The sequence below is a fragment of the Ruegeria sp. ABV3_008 genome (genome assembly GCF_056161185.1).
The window spans coordinates 255,306-277,838 of sequence record NZ_JBSWYP010000001.1; the positions used below are offsets into that span (position 1 = coordinate 255,306).

The window sequence follows — 22,533 nt, forward strand, 5'->3', positions numbered from 1 at the left end:
AAGCACTCAGCCGGTTGAGGTTAGTCTTCGTCTTCCTCTGGCTCGATCAATGTCAGGGTACCGTCGTCCACCAACGTGCGGATGGCCCCTACGATCTCGGTCATGGCCTCTTCGGCCTCGAACTGTTTGACGCGCCCGCGTTCGGCCATTTCCTCGCGCAGATTATCCGCCATACGGGCAGAGATGTTGGACAGGATGAACTCGACCGAGGCCTTGTCATCATCGGCGGCGGCTCCAACCAGTGCGGTGACAAGGCTGGTTTGTTCGACTCCGCGCAGAATGGTGGGCACATCGCGCGTGGCGATACGGGCCGGGATATGCGCGAAGGTGAAGATGGATTGACGCACGATATCCGCGAATTCAGCGTCCTCTTCGTTCAGGGCCGTCAGCAAACCATCTCGGGTCGAGGTCGCCGATTGGTTCAGGATCGCCCCCACACGCGCACCGGGGCCATCGGAAAACGCCTGCGATGGGCGTTGATCCAGTTGAGCAGCCAGCGACCAACCGATCCGTTCCACCGCTTCGGGGGTCACATTGGCTGTTTTGGAGATCGCATAGGTGATGCGTCGCGCAATGGGGCCGGGCAGGTGCCCCAGCAATTGCGCCGCTTTGGCCGTGTCGAGCTTGGATAGCATCACGGCGGCCACCTCGGTGCTTTCTGCCTGCGCCATCTGAGCCAGATCTTCGGCTGAAACGTCTAGCAGTCGTTGCCACGGATCGCCGATCTGGCGCACGCCAGCGATCTTGCGCAATCGTGCCGCAGTGGCGGGGGCAATCTTTCCGTTCACCGCATCCAGTGCGCCAGCGAGGCCATGGGGGAAGGAGAGGCCAACGCTATCCAGCGCATCGCCAAATTCCTGCGCCACTGCATCCAATGTCACACGGTCCACAAGGCCCATCTGACCCAGTTGATGCGTGAGTGTTTCCTGCAATTCGTCGGGCAGTTCCTCCAGCGGAATATCCGCCCCTTCGTTCAGCAACAGACGCACCACGATAGCGGCCTTTTGGCGATTGCTAAGTGTGCGTGAGACGACGCGAGGCGCGTCGTCCGCCTGACCTGCGCCCGAGGGCTGAGCCCCCGGTGCCACCTGAACCAAAGTCTTCATGTCCTGCATCTGCCTGTGGTGCCAAAGTTGCGTTCCACAGGCAGGTTAGCGGGAATCAGGTAAAGAAAGGCTGAACCTCAGTAGTTGTAGGTCAGCCCGGTCTTGATGGCCTCGCGCAGAGACGCCTCGGCCCAGGTGCCTTCGCCGCCACGGGCCTTGATTTCGCGCCATTGCGCAATGGCCAGATCAGTTTTCCCTTCGGAAACAAAACCCTGAGCCATATAGCTGCGTGCCAAAAGGTTGTCGGGGTTTGTTGCGATGGCCTGTTCGTAATAGGCATTCGCTAGCTCAATGTTGCCCATCTTGCGGTGCGTGAAGCCCCAGTAGGTCAGAACGCGGTCATCGTTTTGATCGCTCATGACGCGCAGGATGTTCTGGGCGTTTTCCAATTGACCATCATAAGCCAGCTCACGCACGGCCTCATAGAGGTCCTCATCGGTGAAATTCGTCGCGCTCGGTTTGACGCAGCGCCCGCGGTCTTCGCTCCAGACCCGACCGAACAGGCATTTTTTTGTCGTGTTGGTGGGCTTGGGGGGATTGGCACCGCCGCCACCGGCCGCGTGGGCTACTATGGGGGAAAAGGCGAAAGAGGTCAGTGCAATCGCGGATGCAAGAAGAATGCGCATAGTTTTAACTCCGTGGTCAGGTCTGCTCATTGAAATCATAGTGTGATCTTCAAAAAAGCTAACACCGGAGCTTTTCGATTTATTCACAAAGCAGACAGAATTTTTGTTCACGAAGTGCGTTATGATGCAAAAAGCGCCCGGTCGATGAGGGGCCGGGCGCTTTTCTGGGATGGTTTATTCGCCGAAGACGCGCTCGAAAATCGTGTCGACATGCTTGGTGTGGTAGCCCAGATCGAATTTCTCTTCGATCTCGTCCACGCTGAGGGCGGCGGTTACCTCGGCATCGCCCAGAAGTTCGGTTTTGAAGTCCTTGCCTTCTTCCCAAACCTTCATCGCGTTGCGCTGAACCAAACGGTAGGCGTCTTCACGGCTGACACCGGCTTGGGTCAGAGCCAGGAGCACGCGCTGGCTCATAACCAGACCGCGGAACTTGTTCATGTTGGCCAGCATGTTTTCTGGATACACGACCAGCTTGTCGACCACGCTGGTCAGACGCGACAGCGCGAAGTCCAGAGTGACGGTGGTATCAGGGCCGATGTTCCGCTCGACCGACGAATGCGAGATGTCACGTTCATGCCACAGGGCCACGTTCTCCATCGCGGGTACGACGGCCATACGGACCAGACGGGCGAGACCGGTCAGGTTTTCTGTCAGAACCGGGTTGCGCTTGTGCGGCATCGCCGAGGAGCCCTTTTGGCCTTTCGAGAAGAACTCTTCGGCTTCCAGAACCTCGGTCCGCTGCATGTGACGGATTTCGATGGCGATGTTCTCGATACTGCTGGCGATGACGCCCAGAGTGGCAAAGAAGGCCGCGTGGCGGTCGCGCGGGATGACCTGGGTGCTGATCGGCTCGGGCACCAGACCCAACTGGTCGCACACATGCTCTTCAACGCGTGGGTCGATGTTTGCAAAGGTGCCAACAGCGCCGCTGATCGCGCCGGTGGCGATTTCGGCGCGCGCGTCACGCATACGAGACAGGTTGCGATCCATCTCGGCGTAGAAGCGGGCAAAGGTCAGGCCCATCGTTGTAGGCTCGGCGTGGATGCCGTGGCTCCGGCCGATGCGAACCGTGTCTTTGTGTTCGATGGCACGGCGCTTCAGAGCAGCCAGCAACCCCTCGAGGTCTGCGATCAGAATATCGGCGGCGCGGGTCAGCTGCACGTTGAAGCAGGTATCCAGAACATCTGAGCTGGTCATGCCCTGATGAACAAAGCGGGCCTCTTCGCTGCCCACATGCTCGGCCAGGTGAGTCAGGAATGCGATAACGTCGTGCTTTGTGACGGCCTCAATCTCGTCAATGCGTGCCACGTCGAATTCCACGTCTTTGGCTTTCCACACCGCGTCGGCGTTCTCACGCGGGATCACGCCCAGATCAGCCATCGCTTCGCAGGCATGCGCCTCAATCTCGTACCAGATACGGAACTTGGTTTCGGGCGACCAGATGGCAACCATCTCGGGGCGGGAATAACGAGGAATCATTGGCAGCAGGACCTTATTGTGATTTGGCAGAGAGCGATGCGGCGGGGTTTAACGCCGCAGGCCTATGGGAACAAGGCATGAGTGCCCGATTGCGGCGATCTGGCCGGGATAGTGGAAATGACGACTGCACCGACAACATTGACCGATTTCGAAGGGCGTTGGCGCCTGACGCGCACGATCCACGATGCGCGGGCCGGGCAGGTCGTGCAGGCTGAGGGAGAGGCCCTGTTGCAGCGATCCGAGGACGGGCTGATCTACACCGAAGAGGTGACGCTCAACATCCCCGGACAGCCTCCAATGAAAGGAACCCGCAAATATTTATGGCGCGACGGCGGACATCGCGTGTTGATCCATTTCGACGACGGGCGGTTTTTCCATGCCTTAACACTGGGCGAGCATAACGCCTCGGACCACCATGATTGTGCGCCTGACAGTTACGATGCCGTCTATGATTTCAACGACTGGCCCCGTTGGTCGGTGCAATGGACGGTGAATGGGCCGCGAAAATCCTACGAAATGACCACAGACTATGCTGCGATAGCGTAATCATGTTGCAGTTTGAGCGCTGACAAGGCATTGCTGGTGCAGAAATCTTGGTCCGAATTGGGAGAAGTTAAGATGAATGTAAACGTTCTGGCCAATGCGTTTGGCCCGCGTGAAGGGACTGCACTGCTTGTAAAGCAGGTTGCACTGGTCGCTCTGGGCATCGTGGCCCTGGCGGTTGCCGCGAAAATCAAAGTGCCGATGTGGCCTGTTCCGATCACCATGGGCACCTTTGCCGTCCTGACCATCGGCACCACCTATGGCGCACGTCTGGGTCTGATCACCATGTTTGGTTACCTGCTGGTCGGCGCGCTGGGCTTTGATGTGTTCGCAGGCTCCTCGGCCGAGAAGCTCGGTCTGACCTATATGATGGGCGGCACCGGCGGCTATCTGGTCGGCTACCTGATGGCGACCGTTCTGCTGGGCGCTCTGGCCGCGCGCGGCTGGGACCGCTCGGTAACCAAACTGGCACTGGCGCTGTTGCTGGCCAACGTTCTGATCTACGTACCGGGCCTGCTGTGGCTGGGTCAGCTCTACGGTTGGGACAAGCCGATCCTGGAATGGGGCCTGACGCCGTTCCTGCTGGGCGATGCAATCAAGCTGGGTCTGGCAGCCTTGCTGATCCCCGCCGTTTGGAAACTGGTCGGCGACGCGCGCGGCTAAGCGCCTCAACCTGCTGAAATTCTAACCCGCGCCCCGAGATCCGAGGCGCGGGTTTTTTCTTTTCTAGGCAAGGGGGTTCTGGACAAGACCAGCCGCGACGGGTCAATCTGCGATCAGTGAAATAATTAGGCAATTGAGATATGCGTATTCGTTTAAAGACGGCTATGGCGGCCTGCGCGGCACTTTGGGTCGGGGCGGCTGTGCCAGCTGCCGCAGATACTCCGGTGACGTATACCGACGCCGGGCGTGCGCTCTTCAGCTTTGCGGTGCCGGATTTCTGGGTGCTGCGGACAGGCGGGCCACGCGACATTGAAGACACCGAGCTGGGCGACCCCCGCGCGGTGGCGCGTGTGATAGGGTTCAAGCCGGTCACGGATGACTCGGTCTGGATGGGCTTTGTCTCGCCGGCCGGAGTTACCAGCATTCAGGACGGGTTGCGGTACCTGGATGATATCGACAAGTTTCTGGTGAATGATCCCACGGTTACCAGCACCAGCAACATTCGGATTGCAGGACTGCCTGCCAAGGTGATCCGGGGCACCGGCACGCGAGACGGAGGCGTGAGTTTCACTGCCACCATTATTGATCTGCCCCGTGGGCGCGTTGCGATTGCCGTGACAATCCTGCGGAATGGGGCCGATCCTGCCTATGTGGATGATCTGAACGCCGTGTTCGCGTCTTTCCGGTCTTTGCAATAGGGGGCTCAAATGGCACGTAAACTGATGAAGCGATCCGTTCTTGTGTTGGGTCTGGGGATTTCAAGCCTGACTCTGGCGGCCTGTGATGGCGTCAGCGTGGGGGTAGGGGTCGGATATGGTTATGATCCCTTCTACGACTCGATGCTGTGGAACGATTACTATCACGACGTGGATGTGGATATCGATATCGACCGTCCGGACAGGCCGGACCGACCGCCGGTCAATAGACCTCCGGCACGTCCGACGCCGCCGATCGCAAAGCCTCCGGCGCGGCCGCGTCCTCCGGTTGCGCGGCCGCCAGCAGCACGGCCTCCGATCCATCGGCCCGCGCCTCGTCGGGGCTGAGAATCGTCAGGCTCAGGGTAGGAGTTCGGTCGTGATATGTGCCGAACCCTCCAACGTGCGATGCACCGGGCATTTGTCGGCGATTTCCAGAAGACGGTCGCGCTGGGCCTGATCCAGAGGCCCCTCAAGCCGAATCTTGCGGCGGAACAGGTCGACCTTGGCGTCCCCGTTCAGCCCGGCATCCTGCGCGTGGACTTTGTTGTGGCACACATCAACCGACACGCTGGTCAGCGGCCACTTCTTGCGGCGCGCATACATGCGGATCGTCATCGACGTACAAGCCCCAAGCCCAGACGAGACAAAGCCGTAGGGCGACATACCCCGATCCGTGCCGCCATATGAGGCGGGCTCATCCGCGACGACATGATGGCGCGGCCCGGCCTGGATATCCTGCAGGAAGCCATTGGGATCGGCCTCGGTCACCCGGACAACACCTTCGGGTGCGCCGGGAGGCGGCGCTGGCGGGCGGAGGTCGATATAGCGCGAAACCCATGCTGAAATGACGTCAGCGGCATATTCGGCGTCTTTGGCCCGCGTGATCAGGTGATCGGCATCGTCGAGTGTCACGAAGCTCTTGGGGTGTTTGGCGGCCAAAAAGAGCGTGCTGGCATTGTCGATGCTCACCGTTTCATCCCGCGGCGCGTGCAAGATCAAAAGTGCGGCCTTGAGGTCGGCAACCGAGGGGGTCAGCGCAGCCTCCGAAATATCATCGACAAAGGCCTTGCCAATGCGGAAGGGGCGACCGCCCAGGGAAACCTCGGCGCTGCCCTCTTGTTCGATCTCGGGCAGGGCCTGTTCGAAATGGTGCGAGACGTGCCCCGGATCGGCTGGCGCCCCAAGCGTTACCACCGCCTTGACCGAAAGAATGCCCACGCGCGCGCGCAGCACTGCAGCGCCCCCGAGGGAATGCCCGATCAGCAGCGTAGGGGCCATGTCTCGGCCGGCAAGGTAGTGCGCGGCCGCGATCAGGTCTTCGACATTCGAGGTGAAGGTTGTGTTTGCGAACTCGCCCTCGGAATGACCCAGCCCTGTGAAATCAAAACGCAAAACGGCAATGCCCATTGCCGCCAAACGGGCCGAGATCCGACGCGCGGCAGGAATGTCCTTAGAGCAGGTGAAGCAATGCGCAAACAGAGCGGTCGCCAGGACGGGTCCTTCCGGCACGTCGAGTCGCGCGGCCAGACGGCCGCCGTCGTGACCGGCAAAAGTGATGCGTTCGGTGGGCATGGCAGTTCCTTGGATTTCGGTATGGGATCAATAGTGTGCAGTTGTGCCGGATGTCTCAACCCCATTGTAGGAAGCGTCACGGGAAGGTGAGCAAAATCCAGTGAATATTTCGGTATTCAAGAAATGTGATGATGCACACATCAAATATTCGTTTTCATAATTGATCTCCTCCCCCCATTTTGCAGTTGTCACACCAAGCAAGACAAGGAGACCGAGATGACACATACGGCATGCGCCCCTCGCCAGCATAACCTTCGCGCTGATCTGCTGATCCTTATCGCGCTCAGCGGGGTATTGGGCTTTTCACTGGGTCAGAATTGGGAAAGGGCGACCCCGACCAGTGTCGAAGCCGCCCTTCCATCCGAGGATTGGCACGGGAATGTCCGGCGCTCGACCTGGCCGGACTGAGTGCTTATTCCAGCCCCATCAAGCGGGCATCAAACGGGTATTTGGTCAGATTCTCATAGCCGTCTTCGGTGATCAGAACCTGATCTTCCAACTTGATCGAAAAGTCCCCACCGACCTCACCAACAGCGGCCTCGACGCACAGGACCATGCCAGGTTCGAGCGCGTAGTCATAGGCGCCCGCGACCGCTTTGTCCGGGTAAGCGACCAGCGGCCATTCATCGCACAGACCGACGCCATGCATCAGGCAGCCGTATTTCTGGGCCTGGAACTTATCGTCGAGTTTGTGCGCATTTGCGGTAAGCTCAGGGATCATGACGCCGGGTTTGAGCATTTCCATGTTGGTCATGATATGCTCATGCGCGTGCTGCATGGCATAGACCATGTCCGGGCGCGGCTTCTGGTCACCGATCCACCATGTGCGTGAGATATCGATGCAGATCCCGTATGAACCGACCAGATCAGTATCAAAGGCGATGATCTCGTTCTGTTGCGTGATGCGTGGGCCGCACTCCTGGAACCACGGGTTGGTGCGTTGGCCCGAGGCCAGCAGGCGGGTTTCAATCCATTCGCCACCGCGGCGGATGTTCTCGGCGTGCAAAACTGCCCAGATGTCATCTTCCGAAGTCTTGCCATCCCCAACATTGGCGCGGGCGAATTTCTCCATCTCGGCCACGGCGGTTTCGCAGGCGTGGCTGGCGCAGCGCATGGCCAGAATCTCATCCGGGCCTTTGATGGCGCGGGTTTTCTCGGTCAGTTCTTCGCCTTCCATCACCTCGAAGCCCTGCGCCTCAAGCGCGCGCAGACCGTGCAACATGATCTTGTCGACGGCCAGACGCTTGTTGCCGCCGCTATGTTCCTCGATCAGGATCCGCACCTCGTTCGAGAACACATCCGCCGCGACATCCACCTTGTCGCCTCGGTCGAAATAGAACAGGTCCGCGCCCGAGCGCTGCTCGCGCACCAGCGGGTTGAATTCGGACAGGAAGGGTGAGTTCTTGTAGTCCCAGATCACCATATACCCGTCAGCGCACAGCAGAACGGCGCGGAATGGGTTGTGGGTGTTCCACAGCTGCATGTTCGTGCTGTCGGTTGCATAGCGGATATTGAGCGGGTCAAAAATCAGCAGCCCGCCATAGCCACGATCCACGACGGCTTGGGTCAGACGCTTCCAGCGATGCTCGCGCATACGCTCGAGGTTGGGCAGGGCCAGCCCGGCTACGGCCCATTCCTCGAAGGCAAGCTGGGTGGGCCCGATTTCGATTCGGTCATTGTCATTCGGCGTACCATCGCCGAGCGTTGCGCCTCGGGTCGGGTCGATTTTACGCGTATCGCGGTAATGCTGGTTCATGACTGGCCTCTGCTGGTTCACCCGAGAGGTATCAAACTTCGGTCTGGGGTGTCCCAGAAGAATACGACGGATTCTTGGTCGCTTTTTTACCGACAGTCGGTCAGGCTGATGATAAGTGGATGGCATGGTTGCCATTTTACAGTCCAGTATCCCATACGATCCGAGCCAAACCCGTGCCTTGCCAGGCATTCAGCCCACCGATATGTCGGAATGGTTGCATCAGGACGATGCATTCGCCGCGCAGATGGCGCACCGCGCTACCCTGTTGAAAAACCAGCGGGACGATGTTCTGGCCCTGTCCCCCGAGGCGGAGCCAGCCGCGCAGGAGTTGCAACAGCTTGTGCTGCGTCAAACCTACCCAGAGGCGACTGACTGCGCTTTGCGTTTGGATGGCGTTCGCGTGCCGATTGATTTTGCAAACCCGTTGGATACGCTGTGCAATCTGGTGCAAGAGGATTTCTGCATCCTCCAGAAGCACGGGGATGAGCATGTTCTGACCGGTGCGATCTTGTGCTTTCCGGCCAGTTGGCTCTTGCGTGAAAAGTTCATGCGGCCGTTGGTTGGAATTCATGTGCCCGTGGACAGCTATGATGACAATATTGCCCGTCGCGTGCAGCGTCTGTTTGACGGGATACAGCCGGGGCGACCGCTCTGGCGGTTCAATGCCCTCTGGTATGACGACCCCGAGTTGCACCAGCCCCGTAGCGCCAGCGATCGGCGTGCAATCCGAGATCATGGTCGCGCCCCATATTTGCGTAGCGAACGTCAGACCCTTCTGCGCCTGCCGGAAACGCGCGCAGTGGTGTTTTCGATCCATACCTATGTTTTGGCAGCAAACCAGATGCCAGAAATGGAAAACCCCGCCTGATGGCGGGGCCTCCAAGGAGGGTCTTCGGTAATAAGGTTACATGCCAAGCACGGTGGCGACATCGGCAAATGCATTGCTGGTGTTCAGCGCTACGATCGCAATGGTAAAGACCAGAACTTGCGTGTTCAGGCGGAAATCCTCACCTCGGATCAGGTTGACCGCAGCCATCGACACAGCAATCGGAGCGGACATGCTGGCGACGACACCCGTCAGGCACCAGCTGCTCAGCCGTAGGGCGTCGCTGGGATGATCGGAATTGTCCTCTTGTTGATCAGGAGTGGCATGCGCCACCGGGTCACCTTCGGTGCGAAAGGCGATGCTCAGCAATTGCTCATCGGTCAGTTGGATGGGGCGGGGGGTAGGTTTGGCAATCTCGGACTCTTCGGGTTCTGGAAAGTTCAAACCTGCAAACTGTCCGCTGACCGACTGAAAGATCTGTTTGCGATTTCTGGGTTTGGTCGGTGCGAGCGTGTCAAAGGCGCTCATGAACTGCTCGACTGTCAGAACCGTATGAGGCGACAGCCATTCCACCCGCTGGGATGAGCAGATGTCGACCATGCGATACAGGATAACCACCAGCATCAACTCCGAGATTTCGGAATCATCCAGCAAGGGGGACACTGGGGAGATGTTGATAACCAAACGGTTGCGAGGACGCGACGCAGACGGCCTGACCAAGGTCCTAAGGCCGGCGGCACGGTCCAGACGCTCATGCCGGTCGTCGGGCTGCAGGTCCTCGGTCTCGAGCGTCAACCGCACGAGATACTGGCTGCAGACGATGCTCGCCTCAGTGTTGCTCAGCAGGGCCTTGCGCTCAACGAGGTGGCCGTAATCTTCCAAGGTCGCGGCGACAATAGTTCCGAAACGCTCGACCGCGCCGTCGGTGTCGCCTGCAAACTGCAAGCCGCCATGATAGCTGTGCTTTTTGGTCACTGCGCATTCCTTTGCCGCAAGTCGTCTTGGGCATCATTCTAAAGCGCGATGTGGGGCAGAATTTGACGAAATTGCAAAAAAATCGAAATTCAGATGGATTGACTACGCTTTGGAAACCAAGCGATTGAGGCTTTTTCCGTGCAACTATGGCGATATTGTGGCTGAACTGTGAGGGGTGCGCGGCGGGATCGCGGCCACGCTATCCATCGATTCGGGCAGCCATTATCGCGATAGATTGCTGGTAGACCGAGGCGGCGTTCCACTGTTGGATAACCTTGAAATTTGGTTGCCCCGGCTGGTAGCCGCGACCGGGTTTCCAGCCCTTCTTGCGCAGAAAATTGGCGGTTGAGGCCAGCGCATCCGTCATGTTGTAGAAATCCACACGCCGGTCCCCTGTGGCGTCGACACCGTAGGTCAGCGCGTTGCCGGGCAGAAACTGAGTATGGCCCAACTCGCCATGTTTTGCCCCTTTTGTCGCCATGGTGATACTACCCTGATCGACCAGCTTCAGTGCCCCAATTGCGTGGGGAATAAAGAACTCAGATCGGCGACAATCATACGCCAGAGTAGTTATTGCTGACACAACCTGACTTTCGCCCATAAAACCCCCAAAGCCGGTTTCCATACCGTGAATGGCGATCAGAACTCCAGCGGGAACTCCATATTGGCGTTCCAACGCGGCGTAGAATTCCGGGTTTCTGGCCTTCCGTTTGCGTCCCTGCGCAACAATGGTGTCGGCCCCGCGCACACGCATGAATTTATCCAGCGAGTATTTGAAGCTTTTCTGGTTTCGATCCGCGGCAATGGTTCCGGTCGCATATTGCGTCTGTGCAAGGGCTTGCAGGCCCTTCTTCTTCACCCCGGATTTCTTGGCCTGCTTGGCGAAATCGGCTTTCCAGGCCTCGAACCCGGCACTGGTGTTCCCACAGGGGGCCGCGAGACCAAGCGTAGGTGCAGATAGGGCGAGCGTCAGGGTTAGAATGCGCAACATCAGGTCAATTCCCTCATACAATCTGCATCAAGGCTAAACGCCAGTTCCTGCTTCGCAAAGGGTTTAATACAGGTCCAACTCGCCTGCTTGCTTGAGGTCTTCGAACCATTCATCGGGGGTTTTATCGATCTTGGCGTGTTTGACCATCATCGCGTTCATATTCGGCAGGTCTGAGGAGTCAGGCCAGTTCTCCGGCTGCCAGAGGTTGGAGCGGATGACGCATTTGGGGCAGTGGGCAAAGGCGGTTTCGACATGGACCAGCAGCGCCAGCTTGGGCGCTTTGCCTTTGATAGCCATGGTCCCCAAAAGCGTTTCATCGGCACAGATACGCGCCATACCGCGAAGGCGCAGCGTCTCCATCTTGCCGGGGACGAAGAAGATCACGCTGACGCGTGGGTCTTTCAGAACGTTGTGAAAGGTATCGACGCGTTTGTTGCCGGGTCGGTCAGGGATAGCGAGCATTTTATCCGAGATGACATGCACGAAGCCTTCGGGATCGCCACGCGGCGAGATATCGAGATACCCGTCCGGGTTGGCTGATGCTATCAGGCAGAATGTGGACCTGTCGATGAAGTCCCGGCACATCTGATCCAGAGCCGACAGTTCCTTTGCGATGATCTGAGGCAATGGCGCGCCGGTGATGCGTTCCAGCTGTTCCGCCGAGGTCACATATTCGGTGAATTGCGCGAACGGGTCATCGGGTGACATGCGCTCTCTCCCAACCTATTTTGACTGTCAGTTTGAAAGATCACGCCAAACGAAACAAGGGCGCCCGAATGGACGCCCTTGGAATGGTAGGTCTGCAACCGGCTTAGCAGCTGTAGTACATGCCGTATTCTACCGGGTGCGGTGTGTGCTCGTAGGTTTCGACCTCTTCCATCTTCAGTGCGATGTAGCCGTCGATCTGGTCTTTGGTGAACACGTCGCCCTGCAGCAGGAAGTCGTGATCGGATGCCAGAGCTTCCAGAGCCTCACGCAGCGAGCCGCAAACGGTCGGGATGTCGGCCAGTTCTTCAGCAGGCAGATCGTACAGGTTCTTGTCCATGGCTTCGCCCGGATCGATCTTGTTCTTGATGCCGTCCAGACCAGCCATAAGCAGTGCAGCAAACGCCAGGTAGGGGTTCGCAGCTGGGTCAGGGAAGCGAGCCTCGACGCGCTTGGCTTTCGGGCTTTCGGTCCACGGAATACGGACACAACCCGAACGGTTACGGGCCGAGTAGGCGCGCAGAACAGGGGCCTCAAAACCCGGGATCAGACGCTTGTAGCTGTTGGTCGACGGGTTGGTGAAGGCGTTCAGGGTCTTCGCGTGCTTCAGAACGCCACCAATGAAGTAAAGCGCTTCGTCCGACAGGTCGGCGTATTTGTCGCCAGCGAACAGGGGCTTGCCGTCTTTCCAGATCGACATGTTCACGTGCATGCCGGTGCCGTTGTCACCTGCGATCGGCTTTGGCATGAAGGTGGCCGATTTGCCGTAGGCATGTGCAACGTTGTGGATGACGTATTTGTACTTCTGCAGCTCGTCGGCTTGCTTGGTCAGGCTGTCGAAGATCAGGCCCAGCTCGTGCTGACAGGATGCAACCTCGTGGTGGTGCTTGTCCACTTTCATGCCCAGACGCTTCATGGTCGACAGCATTTCCGAGCGCAAGTCTTGCGCTTCGTCAACGGGGTTCACCGGGAAGTAACCGCCTTTGACACCCGGACGGTGGCCCATGTTGCCCATCTCGTACTCGGTGTCGGTGTTCCACGACGCGTCGGTTGCATCAACTTCGTAGGATACCTTGTTGATACTGTTCGAGAAGCGGACGTCGTCGAACAGGAAGAATTCGGCTTCCGGGCCCATGTAAGCCACATCACCGATACCCGAGGATTTCAGGTACGCTTCAGCTTTCTGAGCGGTGCCGCGCGGGTCACGCTCATAGGCTTCGCCGGTGTCGGGCTCAACAATCGAGCAGTGAAGGCAGATGGTCTTTTCCGCGTAGAACGGGTCGACATAGGCGCTTTCTGTGTCGGGCATCAGCTTCATGTCTGATGCTTCGATCGACTTCCAGCCCGCAATGGACGAACCGTCGAACATGAATCCTTCTTCCAGGAAGTCTTCATCGACCTGGTCTGCCATGATTGTCACGTGCTGAAGCTTGCCGCGCGGGTCGGTGAACCGGATGTCGACGTACTCTGCGCCTTCTTCCTTGATCAGCTGAAGAACTGCGTCCTTGCTCATTCTCTTGTTTCCTCTGAGTTGAAGATGGGTGTGTTAAAGGGCTTCCGAACCGGTCTCGCCGGTACGAATGCGAATGGCTTGCTCGACAGGCGAGACAAAGATCTTGCCGTCACCGATCTTGTCGGTTTTCGCGGCCGAGACGATGGCTTCGATCGCGGCGTCAACCTGATCGTCGTCCAATACGACCTCGACTTTTACTTTGGGCAGAAAGTCGACGACATATTCCGCGCCGCGATACAGCTCGGTGTGACCTTTCTGGCGGCCAAAGCCTTTGACTTCGATCACGCTGAGACCTTGGACACCAACGTCCTGCAGTGCCTCTTTCACTTCGTCCAGTTTGAACGGCTTGATGATCGCTTCGATCTTTTTCATTCCGGCTCACCTTGCATGGTTGTCTGAGGTGCAGTGATCACGTCTAAAGGGATGCAGCAATCCGATTGCGCGCTTCGGCGTGATCTGGTGCATCGAAAAAAGGCGACAGGTTAAATTTTGATCGGTTTGCACAAAAAGTAATCGAAATTGAATCGCGTGAGGATTTGAGATGGTTGATTTGCTGACGGCTGCGCAGATGGGTGCGCTGGAACGCGCGGCTATCGACTCGGGCGAGGTAACCGGGCTGGAGCTGATGGAGCGCGCCGGTCAGGGCGTTGTGGACGCGATCTTCGAGGAATGGCCAGAGCTGAGGGATCGAGGGGCCAGCCCCTCGAGCTCCCCGGGACATTTAAGGCCAGATGAAGGGGATCTTTTGCGCGCCATGGTGCTGTGCGGACCCGGGAACAATGGGGGCGACGGGTTTGTGGTGGCGCGGCTGCTTCAACAGCTGGGGTGGGCGGTTGAGGTGGTCTTGTTTGGCGACCCGACAAAACTGCCTGAAGACGCGCGGACGAATTATGAGCGGTGGGGCGGGCAAACGCGCGCAGCGGCGGATTTGGGGGACGAGGATTTGCGCCACCCGGATGTGTCGATTGATGCGCTGTTTGGGACAGGGTTGGCGCGGCCAATCGACGATGCTGCGCTTTGGGAACACCTTTGGGCGCATGATGATGCAGCAGATGCCTGGGCTTTGCGGCGGAAGGGGCGCGGTACAGATATCGTGCCACCACGGACCGTCGCGATTGATCTGCCCTCGGGGCTTTGTTCGGAGTCGGGAAAGGTTTTGGGGGGGGCGTTTCCCGCGCATGGTCGACGCTGTGCTCGTTCGGCCCTGACGGTTACGTTTCACTCGCGCAAGCTTGGGCATGTTCTGGGGGATGGGGCGTCCTATTGCGGGAAGCTGGTCGTGAAGGGCATCGGACTGAGGGCTGAGCAGAGCGCGCCCGAGGTGGTGACGGCGGTTCAGCCGCCGTCTGGTGAGGAGTTAGGAAAAGGTGCGTCGGGCCACAAATACGCGCATGGGCATGCTTTCATTCTAACGGGTGGTTTTGGAAAAACAGGAGCCGCGCGACTTTCGGCGCGGGGGGCGTTACGTATTGGGGCAGGGTTGGTGACATTGGGTGTGCCGCCCTCAGCGCAGATGGAGGTGGCCTCTCAGATCACGGCCCTTATGATGACGCGGGTCGCAGGGGGCGACGACCTGCGCGACATTCTAAAGGATCATCGACTTAACGCTTTGTGTCTTGGCCCCGGACTGGGCGTTGAGCGGGCGGCGGATCTGGTACCTGTTGCCCTCGCGGCGCAGCGCGCAACGGTGTTGGACGCGGACGCGCTGACGGCATTTGCCGAAGACCCCTCGGACTTGTTCGTTCAGCTACATGAGTCGTGTGTTTTGACGCCTCACGGCGGCGAGTTTGCGCGGCTGTTTCCTGATATTGCCGAGAAGCTCTCGGCCCCTCCGACCCGAGGTCCAGCGTTCTCCAAGGTCGATGCAACGCGTGAGGCTGCAAAGCGCGCCGGCTGTGTCGTGCTGTTCAAAGGGCCAGATACGGTGATCGCCGCCCCGGACGGGCGGTGTTCGGTTCATTCGGCGCAGTATGAGCGCGCGACCCCTTGGCTGGCGACGGCTGGGTCCGGGGATGTGTTGGCCGGATTTATCACCGGATTGTTGGCCCGGGGGCTCGACGCGATGGGTGTGGCGGAGACGGCGGTGTGGCTTCATGTGGAATGCGCGCGTCGGTTCGGTCCCGGATTAATCGCTGAAGACCTGCCTGAGGTCTTGCCTGATGTTTATAAGTGTATGAATATGTAAGTGCGTCTTGCGCGATCGGGATGCGAAAATCACATCTGATCGCGCGTTCGTTACAGGAATTTCCCTGTGCGCATAGCGGCTATTTGCTGCGCTCATGAGAAGCTGTCGGATTTTTCTTGGGGGCAGCCCGTTGTTTTTGCGGGAAGGCGGTTAGATGGTTGAATTAAAACAACTTATCTTGATTGCACCAAGATATTCTGTTGCGGATTCGTCACCTTCTTTCGGCGTAGGGCGCGCCCCATTGGAACGGCTCGGTGTGGTGAACATGTGAGCAAGACCTAATAACAAACCCTTTCAAGGTGAGTGACATGACCCTTAACCTGAAAACCTCGTCTGCCGCCGCTCTTTTGGCGGCGACCATGGCCATTCCAGCTGCGGCTGAGCTGAAATACGAAAACAATAGCGGCGGATATGTAGAGCTCTACGGACAGTTCAACCCGGCGCTGATCTCTGTTGACGACGGACAAGACACCGAGACACGTTTGCTGGACAACGACCTGTCCAACAGCCGTGTCGGCTTGCGCCTTATGCAGCCCTACGGCGACAACGAGTTTACGTTTCGGCTCGAAACCGGACTAGGACTGCCAAACTCGAGCGAATGGAACCAGCTGGGTACGGATTTCAGCGGTTGGACGCGTGAAGATATCCGTCACGTGGATTTCGCGCTGAAGGGCGGCTACGGCAAGTTCTCGGCGGGGCAGGGCAGCATGGCTTCGGACGGGGCGGCTGAGACGGACCTGTCTTATGTTGGAACGGCCCTCTATTCGTTCACCAACGATGAAAACTCGGGCTTCTTCTATCGCGGAACCGATGGGGTACTCAGCGACATTACGGTCGGTGACTCCAGCAGCAACTTTGACGGTGGCCGCCGGACGCGCGTGCGCTACGATACGCCTGACTTCAACGGATTCAGTGCAGCTATCGCCTATGGTGAAAACGCGCTCTCCAGCAGCGACGACGACACGTATTACGACCTTGCGATCGCGTACAACAACACCTTTGCCGGTGGCGTCGAGTTTGCTGCCAGCGTGGCCTATGCAGTGCGAGACTTCGACAATGTATCGGGTGAGCGCAAGGATACCATAGGGTCTGCCTCGGTTCTGCTGCCCAGCGGGTTTAGCTTTACCGCTGCTGCAGGGTCGCGGGACGACACCGCAAGTGGCGCATCGGATCCAAGCTTCTGGTACGCAAAAATAGCATACGAGGGCGACTGGGTGGCCTGGGGTAAAACCGGTGTGGGCATCGACTACTACGATGGCTCAGACTTCAACAACGATGGGTCGGACACCAAAGCATGGGGTATTGCTGTCGTGCAGCGGATCGACTCGATCAACACGGATGCATACCTGAAATACCGCAACCACGATTTCGAAGATGGGACGTCGTTCGACAAGAACGAAGCCTGGGTCTTGGGCGCGCGCTGGCAGTTCTGATCAGCGATAGATGTTTCACAAAACGCTCCGGTTCCAGCTGGGGCGTTTTTTTGCTGTTGAAGACGGTAAAACCGGGGTGATCCGGGCATTGCCCCCTTGCACGTGGGCGGCTGGGCAAATAGAAGGCGTCAAATTTGCCCGGCGCGCCGTTTTGCGCGCCCCGAATCCTATGGGGACTACCATAATGCAGGTTACCGAGACGCTGAACGAAGGTCTGAAACGCGGCTACAACATCGTTGTGACCGCAGCCGAGCTGGACGACAAGGTCAACGAGAAGCTGACCGAAGCGCAGCCCGAAGTCGAGATGAAGGGTTTCCGCAAAGGCAAAGTGCCGATGGCGCTGCTGAAAAAGCAGTTTGGCCAGCGTCTGCTAGGCGAAGCCATGCAGGAAACCATCGACGGTGCGATGAACAAGCACTTTGAAGACAGCGGCGACCGCCCTGCGCTGCAGCCCGAGGTCAAGATGACCAACGAGGACTGGAAAGAAGGCGACGATGTCGAGGTCGCGATGTCCTACGAGGCGCTGCCTGAAATCCCGGAAGTTGACCTGAAATCGGTTGAGCTGGAAAAGCTGGTCGTCAAAGCTGATGACGCAGCCGTCGAAGAAGCGCTGAACAACTTGGCCGAAACCGCGCAGGACTTCAAAGCGCGCCGCAAGGGTTCGAAAGCCAAGGACGGCGACCAGATCGTGTTCGACTTTGTTGGCAAGGTTGATGGCGAAGAATTCGAAGGTGGCTCGGCCGAGGACTACCCGCTTGTTCTGGGCTCGAACAGCTTCATCCCCGGTTTCGAAGAGCAACTGGTTGGCGTGAAAGCCGAGGAAGAAAAAGACGTCAACGTCACCTTCCCCGAGGAATACGGCGCCGAGCATCTGGCCGGTAAAGACGCTGTCTTCACCTGCACCATCAAAGAAGTGAAAGAGCCGGTTGCAGCCGAGATCAACGACGAACTGGCAACCAAATTCGGTGCCGAGGATCTGGAAGCCCTGAAGGCCCAGATCTCTGAGCGTCTGGAAGCCGAATATGCCGGTGCTGCACGCGCTGTCATGAAGCGTGGTCTGCTCGACGCGCTGGACACCAAAGTGTCGTTCGACCTGCCTCCGTCGCTGGTTGAAGCCGAAGCCAAGCAAATCGCACACCAGCTGTTCCACGAGGAAAACCCGGATGTGGAAGGCCACGACCACGGCGAGATCGAGCCTTCGGATGAGCACAACAAACTGGCTGAACGCCGCGTGCGTCTGGGTCTGCTGCTGGCCGAGCTGGGTCAGAAGGCCGAGGTTGAAGTCACCGACGCCGAGATGACCCAAGCGATCATGAACCAGGCGCGTCAGTACCCGGGGCAAGAGCGTCAGTTCTTTGAGTTCGTTCAGCAGAACGCACAGATGCAGCAGCAGCTGCGCGCGCCGATCTTCGAAGACAAGGTCGTCGACTACGTGTTCGAACTGGCTCAGGTGTCTGACAAAGAAGTCAGCAAGGACGACCTGCAAAAAGCCGTTGAGGCACTGGAAGAGGAATAATCCTCTTCCCCCCTTTTGGGGCGCCAAAATAGAAGCGGAGCCGCCTGATCAGGGCGACTCCGCTAGGGTGGCTTTGTACTATGAGGTGAGGGGGTCAGGCCTCATGAGCAAAAGCACGGGGGGTATGTAGCAGAGCAGTCTTCTGCTCTGGCGTGAAGGTGTTGGAGAGCGTCTCGATGAGCCTCAGAACATCTTGCCGTTCGGCCTCGGTTCGCGCTGCGTTCATCTGCTCCACAAAGTATTTCTCAAGCTCTGTGAGCGGCTTGTGGTCGCGATTTGCAGGGTTCTGATCAACCAGATTCTTGCTGTTGAACAGCTCGAGCGCCTTGTCTTCTTCCAGGAAGACATCGGTTTTGATGCCTGCAAAGTCCCGAATGGCGTCGATACGTTCATCGGTGCAATCCAGAAGGGCGGCAAGGGCCGAGACTTTGCCCATCGGCACGGTTTTACCCACATAGTCATAGGGCGCACAGTTCGACCGTTTCAGAACCCGATCCATGATCGGGTCAATCACGGTGATGATGTCCTGAATACCGGCGTTCTTCGCATATTCCAGCGAACCGATCATCAGCTCACAGGTTGCGTAAGATACCGAGTTCTTGTCTTTGCCGCGGTTCAGGCGTTGGGTGTCGACGCAGAAGCGGGTGGATTCCCACATTGTCGCGCTGCGGATCGGAGGTTCGCCGTCAAGGATGGCCGAGAATACGTCCGACAACATGTGCGGTCCGGTGGTCTGCAGGGCACGCACGGCTGCGACGACATTCCCCCCGTCGTCGAGTCCGATTACGTATGCAGGATCAAGATGATCGAATTCATCGATTTCTTTGCCGTCTTCGATTTTGACGTCCCAGCCCAAGCGCTCGCCGAAAACGCGCGCGCGCAGTTCAAACATTTCGTCAAGGACGTCGCTGAATTGGTGTCTGTTCAGCCCATCTACTACGATGATCATGGTTTCCCCCTTCGAGTGGTTGTTCGGTAAACCGATCGTTACTCGTTTGAAGGGAGATTTCTATTGGGGGTTTCCCGTATTTTGACCGAATTGTGTGATTTTTGTGTTTATCCCGGGGTGATAAGCCCGATCGCGATCGCCCTCCCAACGGCCTGAGGCGTCGTCAAAGCGCTGAGTTTTTCGCGGCTGGAGCGCAGATGAACCTCAACCGTGCGGTGCGAGATCGACAGAATGTCGCCGATATCCTGCTGAGATTTCCCTGCCGCGACCCATTGCAGGATCTCGGCCTCGCGGGTCGAGAGGTTCGGGTGATAAAGCGCACCTGTCAGCTCATCCGAGGTCACCACGTTGTCATGGATATGCACGGCCATGGACTGCAGATCGCTGATCACATGGGTATACAGCTTGCGCCATTCTTCTTTGGAACAATCCCGCGTTGCGCTCAGGAACCCGATATCCCCGTAAGGGCCGCGAACCGGTATCGTAACACCTTGATTAGAAAGGCCAAAATCATGTGCATCGCGGAATACGCGTTGGAAGTCGGGGCTGCGTTCCAAGCGGCTCCAATCAACGGGGGCGATGCTGCGTTTTGCCATGTGAAGTGTCGGGTCAATCATGACCAGACCCTGTTTCTGGTAATGCTCGTTCCAAGCATCATCATAGGTAACGAAGCCAGCAACTTTGCCCGCAGCGGGGTTCATCCCAGCGTAGGCGGCGTGATCCATATCGTGTTTTTCGCACACCTGCTTCAGAAACTCGGTGTACCGAGTTTCTGAGTCCGGCAGAGTGCTCAGATCAACGATCTCCATCTTTCGCCTACGACCTGCGGCTTATCTTGAAGTCCGGTGGTGTGGCCGGACTTGCAATTTACCTAGAGTGGAACCCAACTTACCTCACGGCAATCAGGACATCACATAATTCAAAACATGACAAGTCAATGCAGGAAATGTCTAAGCTTTTGGCGTGTTGTTTCAAGCTATAGAGCATTTTTGTCACTATTTTGCCCAAACTGCTAACAGCGCACAGGGCTTAGGGCGCGGGTCGTAACCCTGTTTCTACGAGCATGCCGCGCGCCTTTGCTTCGGGGTAAAACCCTTTGGCGTAAAGGAAAATCGCGCGTTGTTGATCTCCGTCCGCCAGCATCCAAGCCCCTTTCAGGTACTTGCCTGCGTATTCAAGATTTGTGTCTGCGTCCAGCAAACCTTGGGCATTTCCCTTGTATCCCATCGAACGTGCGGTAGCGGGCAGGATCTGCAAAAGCCCGTAATACGGCCGGTTTACAGCCCATGGCCTGTGCGTGCTTTCGCGTATCGCAAGTTTGTGGACCAGCTCTCGGGGGAGTTCGTAGTGATCGGCCCATTTGTTGATAGAGGCCCTTAGCTCGGGCGTTTCGTTGGGGTAGAGCGGCGGATCGAAGGGATCGGGGTCACCGCGTGATACCTCGGCACCGCTGCACGCGGCGAGGGCAGACAGGGCAAGGAAAGCGATGATGCTGCGACGAGAGAATAGGGCCATCAAACTACTCCGAACTTCAGGTGGCGATCATATGGATCACGGGTCTTGCTTCAACCTTAGCTTTAAAATTTGGCTGAATTTTGCTGGTTCCGATACGAAAAAGGGCCGCGCGAGTGGCGCAGCCCTTCAATCTTGTTGCGTCAGCCAGATCAGGCTTTGGCTTCGTCTTCGTCCGCCGGAGCGGCCTCGGGCGCCAGATCTTCGTCTTCCGACGCGGCCGAGCCGATGTCGTCAAACAGTTCGGCGATTTCGAATTCAGCAGCGGCTTCTTCTTCAGCAGCCAGTTCCTGAATCGATTTGCCCGATGCCTGCAGCTCGGCTTCTTCTTCCGAACGAGCAACGTTCATCTTGATCTCGACTTCAACCTCGGGGTGCAGGCGAACTGCAACCGCGTGCAGGCCCAGTTCTTTGATCGGAGCGACCAGAACGACCTGTTTCTTGTCGACGGTGAAGCCTGCTTCGGTCGCAGCGTCTGCGGCGTCACGAGGAGTAACTGAACCGTACAGAGCGCCAGCATCCGATGCCGAGCGAATCACGATGAACTGCTGACCGTCCAGCTTTTCAGCCAGGGCTTCAGCTTCTTTCTTGGTTTCCAGGTTGCGTGCTTCCAGCTGCGCTTTCTGGGCTTCGAACGACGCGATGTTAGCGTTCGATGCGCTCAGCGCTTTGCCTTGTGGCAGCAGGAAGTTGCGGGCGTAGCCGGGCTTAACGTCAACGACGTCGCCCATTTGACCCAGTTTCGCAACGCGTTCCAGAAGGATAACTTGCATGTCAGTCTCTCCTTACTTCACAGCGTAGGGCAGCAGGGCGAGGAAGCGGGCGCGCTTGATAGCACGGGCCAGTTCACGCTGCTTCTTCGCCGAAACGGCGGTGATGCGCGAAGGTACGATCTTGCCACGCTCAGAGATGTAGCGCTGCAGCAGACGGGTGTCTTTGTAGTCGATTTTCGGCGCGTTCTCACCCGAGAACGGGCAGACCTTGCGGCGGCGGAAAAATGGTTTTGCGGCCATGGTTTATGTCCTTTCGTCAGGCGTTGATCAGCGGCGCTCGCGGCGGCCTTCGCGCTCATCGCGCTTCTGCATCTGGACCGAGGGGCCCTCGGCATGCTCGTCGACCTTGATGGTCAGAACGCGCATAACGTCGTCATGCAGGCGCATCAGGCGTTCCATTTCCTGAACCGCACCCGAGGGGGCATCGGTTTTCAGGAAGGCGTAGTGGCCTTTGCGGTTCTTGTTGATCTTGTAAGCCATCGTCTTGACGCCCCAGTACTCGCTTTCGACGACGTTGCCGCCGTTGTCAGCCAGAACGGTGCCGAAATGTTCGACAAGGCTTTCTGCCTGCGCGTTGGACAGATCCTGACGCGCGATCATTACATGCTCATACAGTGGCATGTGCACTCCTGTTTATATCAAGGCGCATTTCAAAGGCGGGGCCATCTGGTCCTTCGCGACCCTGCCACGAGAGGCTGCGCGATTCATATCT

25 protein-coding genes are annotated in these 22,533 nt (G+C 58.0%); 9 read left to right on the plus strand and 16 right to left on the minus strand.

The window, feature by feature from the left end:
- Window positions 1–20: 20 nt before the first annotated feature.
- The 3 genes from ACXAH8_RS01245 to purB form a co-directional block, all read right to left on the minus strand.
- Entirely contained in the window at window positions 21–1,106 is a 1,086-nt protein-coding gene (locus ACXAH8_RS01245) for a flagellar motor switch protein FliG (RefSeq protein ID WP_475215429.1), read from the minus strand.
- Between the two features lie 77 nt (window positions 1,107–1,183).
- Complete coding sequence (locus tag ACXAH8_RS01250; protein ID WP_475215431.1) at window positions 1,184–1,732, minus strand: tetratricopeptide repeat protein; 549 nt, start codon at window positions 1,730–1,732, stop codon at window positions 1,184–1,186.
- A gap of 174 nt (window positions 1,733–1,906) precedes the next feature.
- Complete coding sequence (purB, locus tag ACXAH8_RS01255; protein WP_475215432.1) at window positions 1,907–3,211, minus strand: adenylosuccinate lyase; 1,305 nt, start codon at window positions 3,209–3,211, stop codon at window positions 1,907–1,909.
- Between the two features lie 117 nt (window positions 3,212–3,328).
- On the opposite strand from purB, the gene ACXAH8_RS01260 reads away from it, so the two are divergent.
- The 4 genes from ACXAH8_RS01260 to ACXAH8_RS01275 all read left to right on the plus strand — a co-directional run bounded on the left by ACXAH8_RS01260 (window position 3,329) and on the right by ACXAH8_RS01275 (window position 5,460).
- Window positions 3,329–3,757, plus strand: a complete 429-nt coding sequence (locus ACXAH8_RS01260; protein ID WP_475215434.1) for a DUF6314 family protein — start codon at window positions 3,329–3,331, stop codon at window positions 3,755–3,757.
- 72 nt (window positions 3,758–3,829) lie between these two features.
- A complete protein-coding gene (locus tag ACXAH8_RS01265; RefSeq protein WP_475215435.1) occupies window positions 3,830–4,417 on the plus strand; it encodes a biotin transporter BioY in 588 nt (195 codons plus the stop codon).
- Window positions 4,418–4,557: 140 nt separating this feature from the next.
- Window positions 4,558–5,115, plus strand: a complete 558-nt coding sequence (locus tag ACXAH8_RS01270; protein ID WP_475215436.1) for a hypothetical protein — start codon at window positions 4,558–4,560, stop codon at window positions 5,113–5,115.
- 9 nt (window positions 5,116–5,124) lie between these two features.
- Window positions 5,125–5,460: a hypothetical protein gene (locus ACXAH8_RS01275; RefSeq protein WP_475215438.1), complete on the plus strand. Its 336-nt coding sequence runs from the start codon at window positions 5,125–5,127 to the stop codon at window positions 5,458–5,460.
- Between the two features lie 12 nt (window positions 5,461–5,472).
- Here ACXAH8_RS01275 and ACXAH8_RS01280 read toward each other — a convergent pair whose 3' ends face one another.
- A complete protein-coding gene (locus ACXAH8_RS01280) occupies window positions 5,473–6,687 on the minus strand; it encodes a bifunctional alpha/beta hydrolase/OsmC family protein (protein WP_475215439.1) in 1,215 nt (404 codons plus the stop codon).
- Between the two features lie 216 nt (window positions 6,688–6,903).
- Here ACXAH8_RS01280 and ACXAH8_RS01285 point away from each other — a divergent pair, with 216 nt between their 5' ends.
- A complete protein-coding gene (locus ACXAH8_RS01285) occupies window positions 6,904–7,095 on the plus strand; it encodes a hypothetical protein (RefSeq protein WP_170374055.1) in 192 nt (63 codons plus the stop codon).
- Between the two features lie 4 nt (window positions 7,096–7,099).
- On the opposite strand, the gene dddP is transcribed toward ACXAH8_RS01285, so the two are convergent.
- Entirely contained in the window at window positions 7,100–8,443 is a 1,344-nt protein-coding gene (dddP, locus tag ACXAH8_RS01290) for a dimethylsulfonioproprionate lyase DddP (RefSeq protein ID WP_475215442.1), read from the minus strand.
- A 124-nt stretch (window positions 8,444–8,567) separates the two neighbouring features.
- Here dddP and ACXAH8_RS01295 point away from each other — a divergent pair, with 124 nt between their 5' ends.
- Window positions 8,568–9,311, plus strand: coding sequence for a heme-dependent oxidative N-demethylase family protein (locus ACXAH8_RS01295; protein ID WP_475215444.1), 744 nt, complete (start codon window positions 8,568–8,570; stop codon window positions 9,309–9,311).
- A gap of 36 nt (window positions 9,312–9,347) precedes the next feature.
- Here ACXAH8_RS01295 and ACXAH8_RS01300 read toward each other — a convergent pair whose 3' ends face one another.
- From ACXAH8_RS01300 to ACXAH8_RS01320, 5 genes are all read right to left on the minus strand, one after another.
- On the minus strand, window positions 9,348–10,244 hold the full coding sequence (locus ACXAH8_RS01300; protein WP_475215447.1) for a hypothetical protein: 897 nt from the start codon (window positions 10,242–10,244) through the stop codon (window positions 9,348–9,350).
- A gap of 199 nt (window positions 10,245–10,443) precedes the next feature.
- On the minus strand, window positions 10,444–11,235 hold the full coding sequence (locus ACXAH8_RS01305; protein ID WP_475215448.1) for a lytic murein transglycosylase: 792 nt from the start codon (window positions 11,233–11,235) through the stop codon (window positions 10,444–10,446).
- 63 nt (window positions 11,236–11,298) lie between these two features.
- Window positions 11,299–11,943 (minus strand): MSMEG_1061 family FMN-dependent PPOX-type flavoprotein, encoded by a 645-nt coding sequence (locus tag ACXAH8_RS01310; protein ID WP_475215449.1) that lies wholly within the window; start codon window positions 11,941–11,943, stop codon window positions 11,299–11,301.
- Window positions 11,944–12,046: 103 nt separating this feature from the next.
- Window positions 12,047–13,453, minus strand: coding sequence for a type I glutamate--ammonia ligase (gene glnA, locus ACXAH8_RS01315; RefSeq protein ID WP_170374049.1), 1,407 nt, complete (start codon window positions 13,451–13,453; stop codon window positions 12,047–12,049).
- 33 nt (window positions 13,454–13,486) lie between these two features.
- Window positions 13,487–13,825, minus strand: a complete 339-nt coding sequence (locus tag ACXAH8_RS01320) for a P-II family nitrogen regulator (RefSeq protein WP_170325301.1) — start codon at window positions 13,823–13,825, stop codon at window positions 13,487–13,489.
- 169 nt (window positions 13,826–13,994) lie between these two features.
- On the opposite strand from ACXAH8_RS01320, the gene ACXAH8_RS01325 reads away from it, so the two are divergent.
- The 3 genes from ACXAH8_RS01325 to tig all read left to right on the plus strand — a co-directional run bounded on the left by ACXAH8_RS01325 (window position 13,995) and on the right by tig (window position 18,587).
- Window positions 13,995–15,638 (plus strand): NAD(P)H-hydrate dehydratase, encoded by a 1,644-nt coding sequence (locus ACXAH8_RS01325; RefSeq protein WP_475215451.1) that lies wholly within the window; start codon window positions 13,995–13,997, stop codon window positions 15,636–15,638.
- A gap of 308 nt (window positions 15,639–15,946) precedes the next feature.
- A complete protein-coding gene (locus tag ACXAH8_RS01330) occupies window positions 15,947–17,071 on the plus strand; it encodes a porin (RefSeq protein ID WP_475215452.1) in 1,125 nt (374 codons plus the stop codon).
- Window positions 17,072–17,255: 184 nt separating this feature from the next.
- A complete protein-coding gene (gene tig, locus ACXAH8_RS01335; RefSeq protein WP_170666493.1) occupies window positions 17,256–18,587 on the plus strand; it encodes a trigger factor in 1,332 nt (443 codons plus the stop codon).
- A gap of 94 nt (window positions 18,588–18,681) precedes the next feature.
- Here tig and ACXAH8_RS01340 read toward each other — a convergent pair whose 3' ends face one another.
- The 6 genes from ACXAH8_RS01340 to rpsF all read right to left on the minus strand — a co-directional run bounded on the left by ACXAH8_RS01340 (window position 18,682) and on the right by rpsF (window position 22,442).
- The gene (locus tag ACXAH8_RS01340; protein WP_170766933.1) at window positions 18,682–19,536 is read right to left on the minus strand and encodes an acyl-homoserine-lactone synthase; all 855 of its coding nucleotides are present in this window, start codon (window positions 19,534–19,536) and stop codon (window positions 18,682–18,684) included.
- A gap of 107 nt (window positions 19,537–19,643) precedes the next feature.
- On the minus strand, window positions 19,644–20,345 hold the full coding sequence (locus ACXAH8_RS01345; protein WP_170374044.1) for an autoinducer binding domain-containing protein: 702 nt from the start codon (window positions 20,343–20,345) through the stop codon (window positions 19,644–19,646).
- Between the two features lie 220 nt (window positions 20,346–20,565).
- Entirely contained in the window at window positions 20,566–21,051 is a 486-nt protein-coding gene (locus ACXAH8_RS01350) for a transglycosylase SLT domain-containing protein (protein WP_170466117.1), read from the minus strand.
- A 149-nt stretch (window positions 21,052–21,200) separates the two neighbouring features.
- Window positions 21,201–21,821: a 50S ribosomal protein L9 gene (gene rplI, locus ACXAH8_RS01355; RefSeq protein WP_170640804.1), complete on the minus strand. Its 621-nt coding sequence runs from the start codon at window positions 21,819–21,821 to the stop codon at window positions 21,201–21,203.
- A 12-nt stretch (window positions 21,822–21,833) separates the two neighbouring features.
- Window positions 21,834–22,061 carry a 30S ribosomal protein S18 gene (gene rpsR / locus ACXAH8_RS01360; protein WP_005608650.1) on the minus strand — a complete coding sequence of 76 codons (228 nt, stop codon included), beginning with the start codon at window positions 22,059–22,061 and terminating at the stop codon, window positions 21,834–21,836.
- A gap of 27 nt (window positions 22,062–22,088) precedes the next feature.
- Window positions 22,089–22,442, minus strand: a complete 354-nt coding sequence (gene rpsF / locus ACXAH8_RS01365) for a 30S ribosomal protein S6 (protein ID WP_068332653.1) — start codon at window positions 22,440–22,442, stop codon at window positions 22,089–22,091.
- Window positions 22,443–22,533 lie beyond the last annotated feature (91 nt).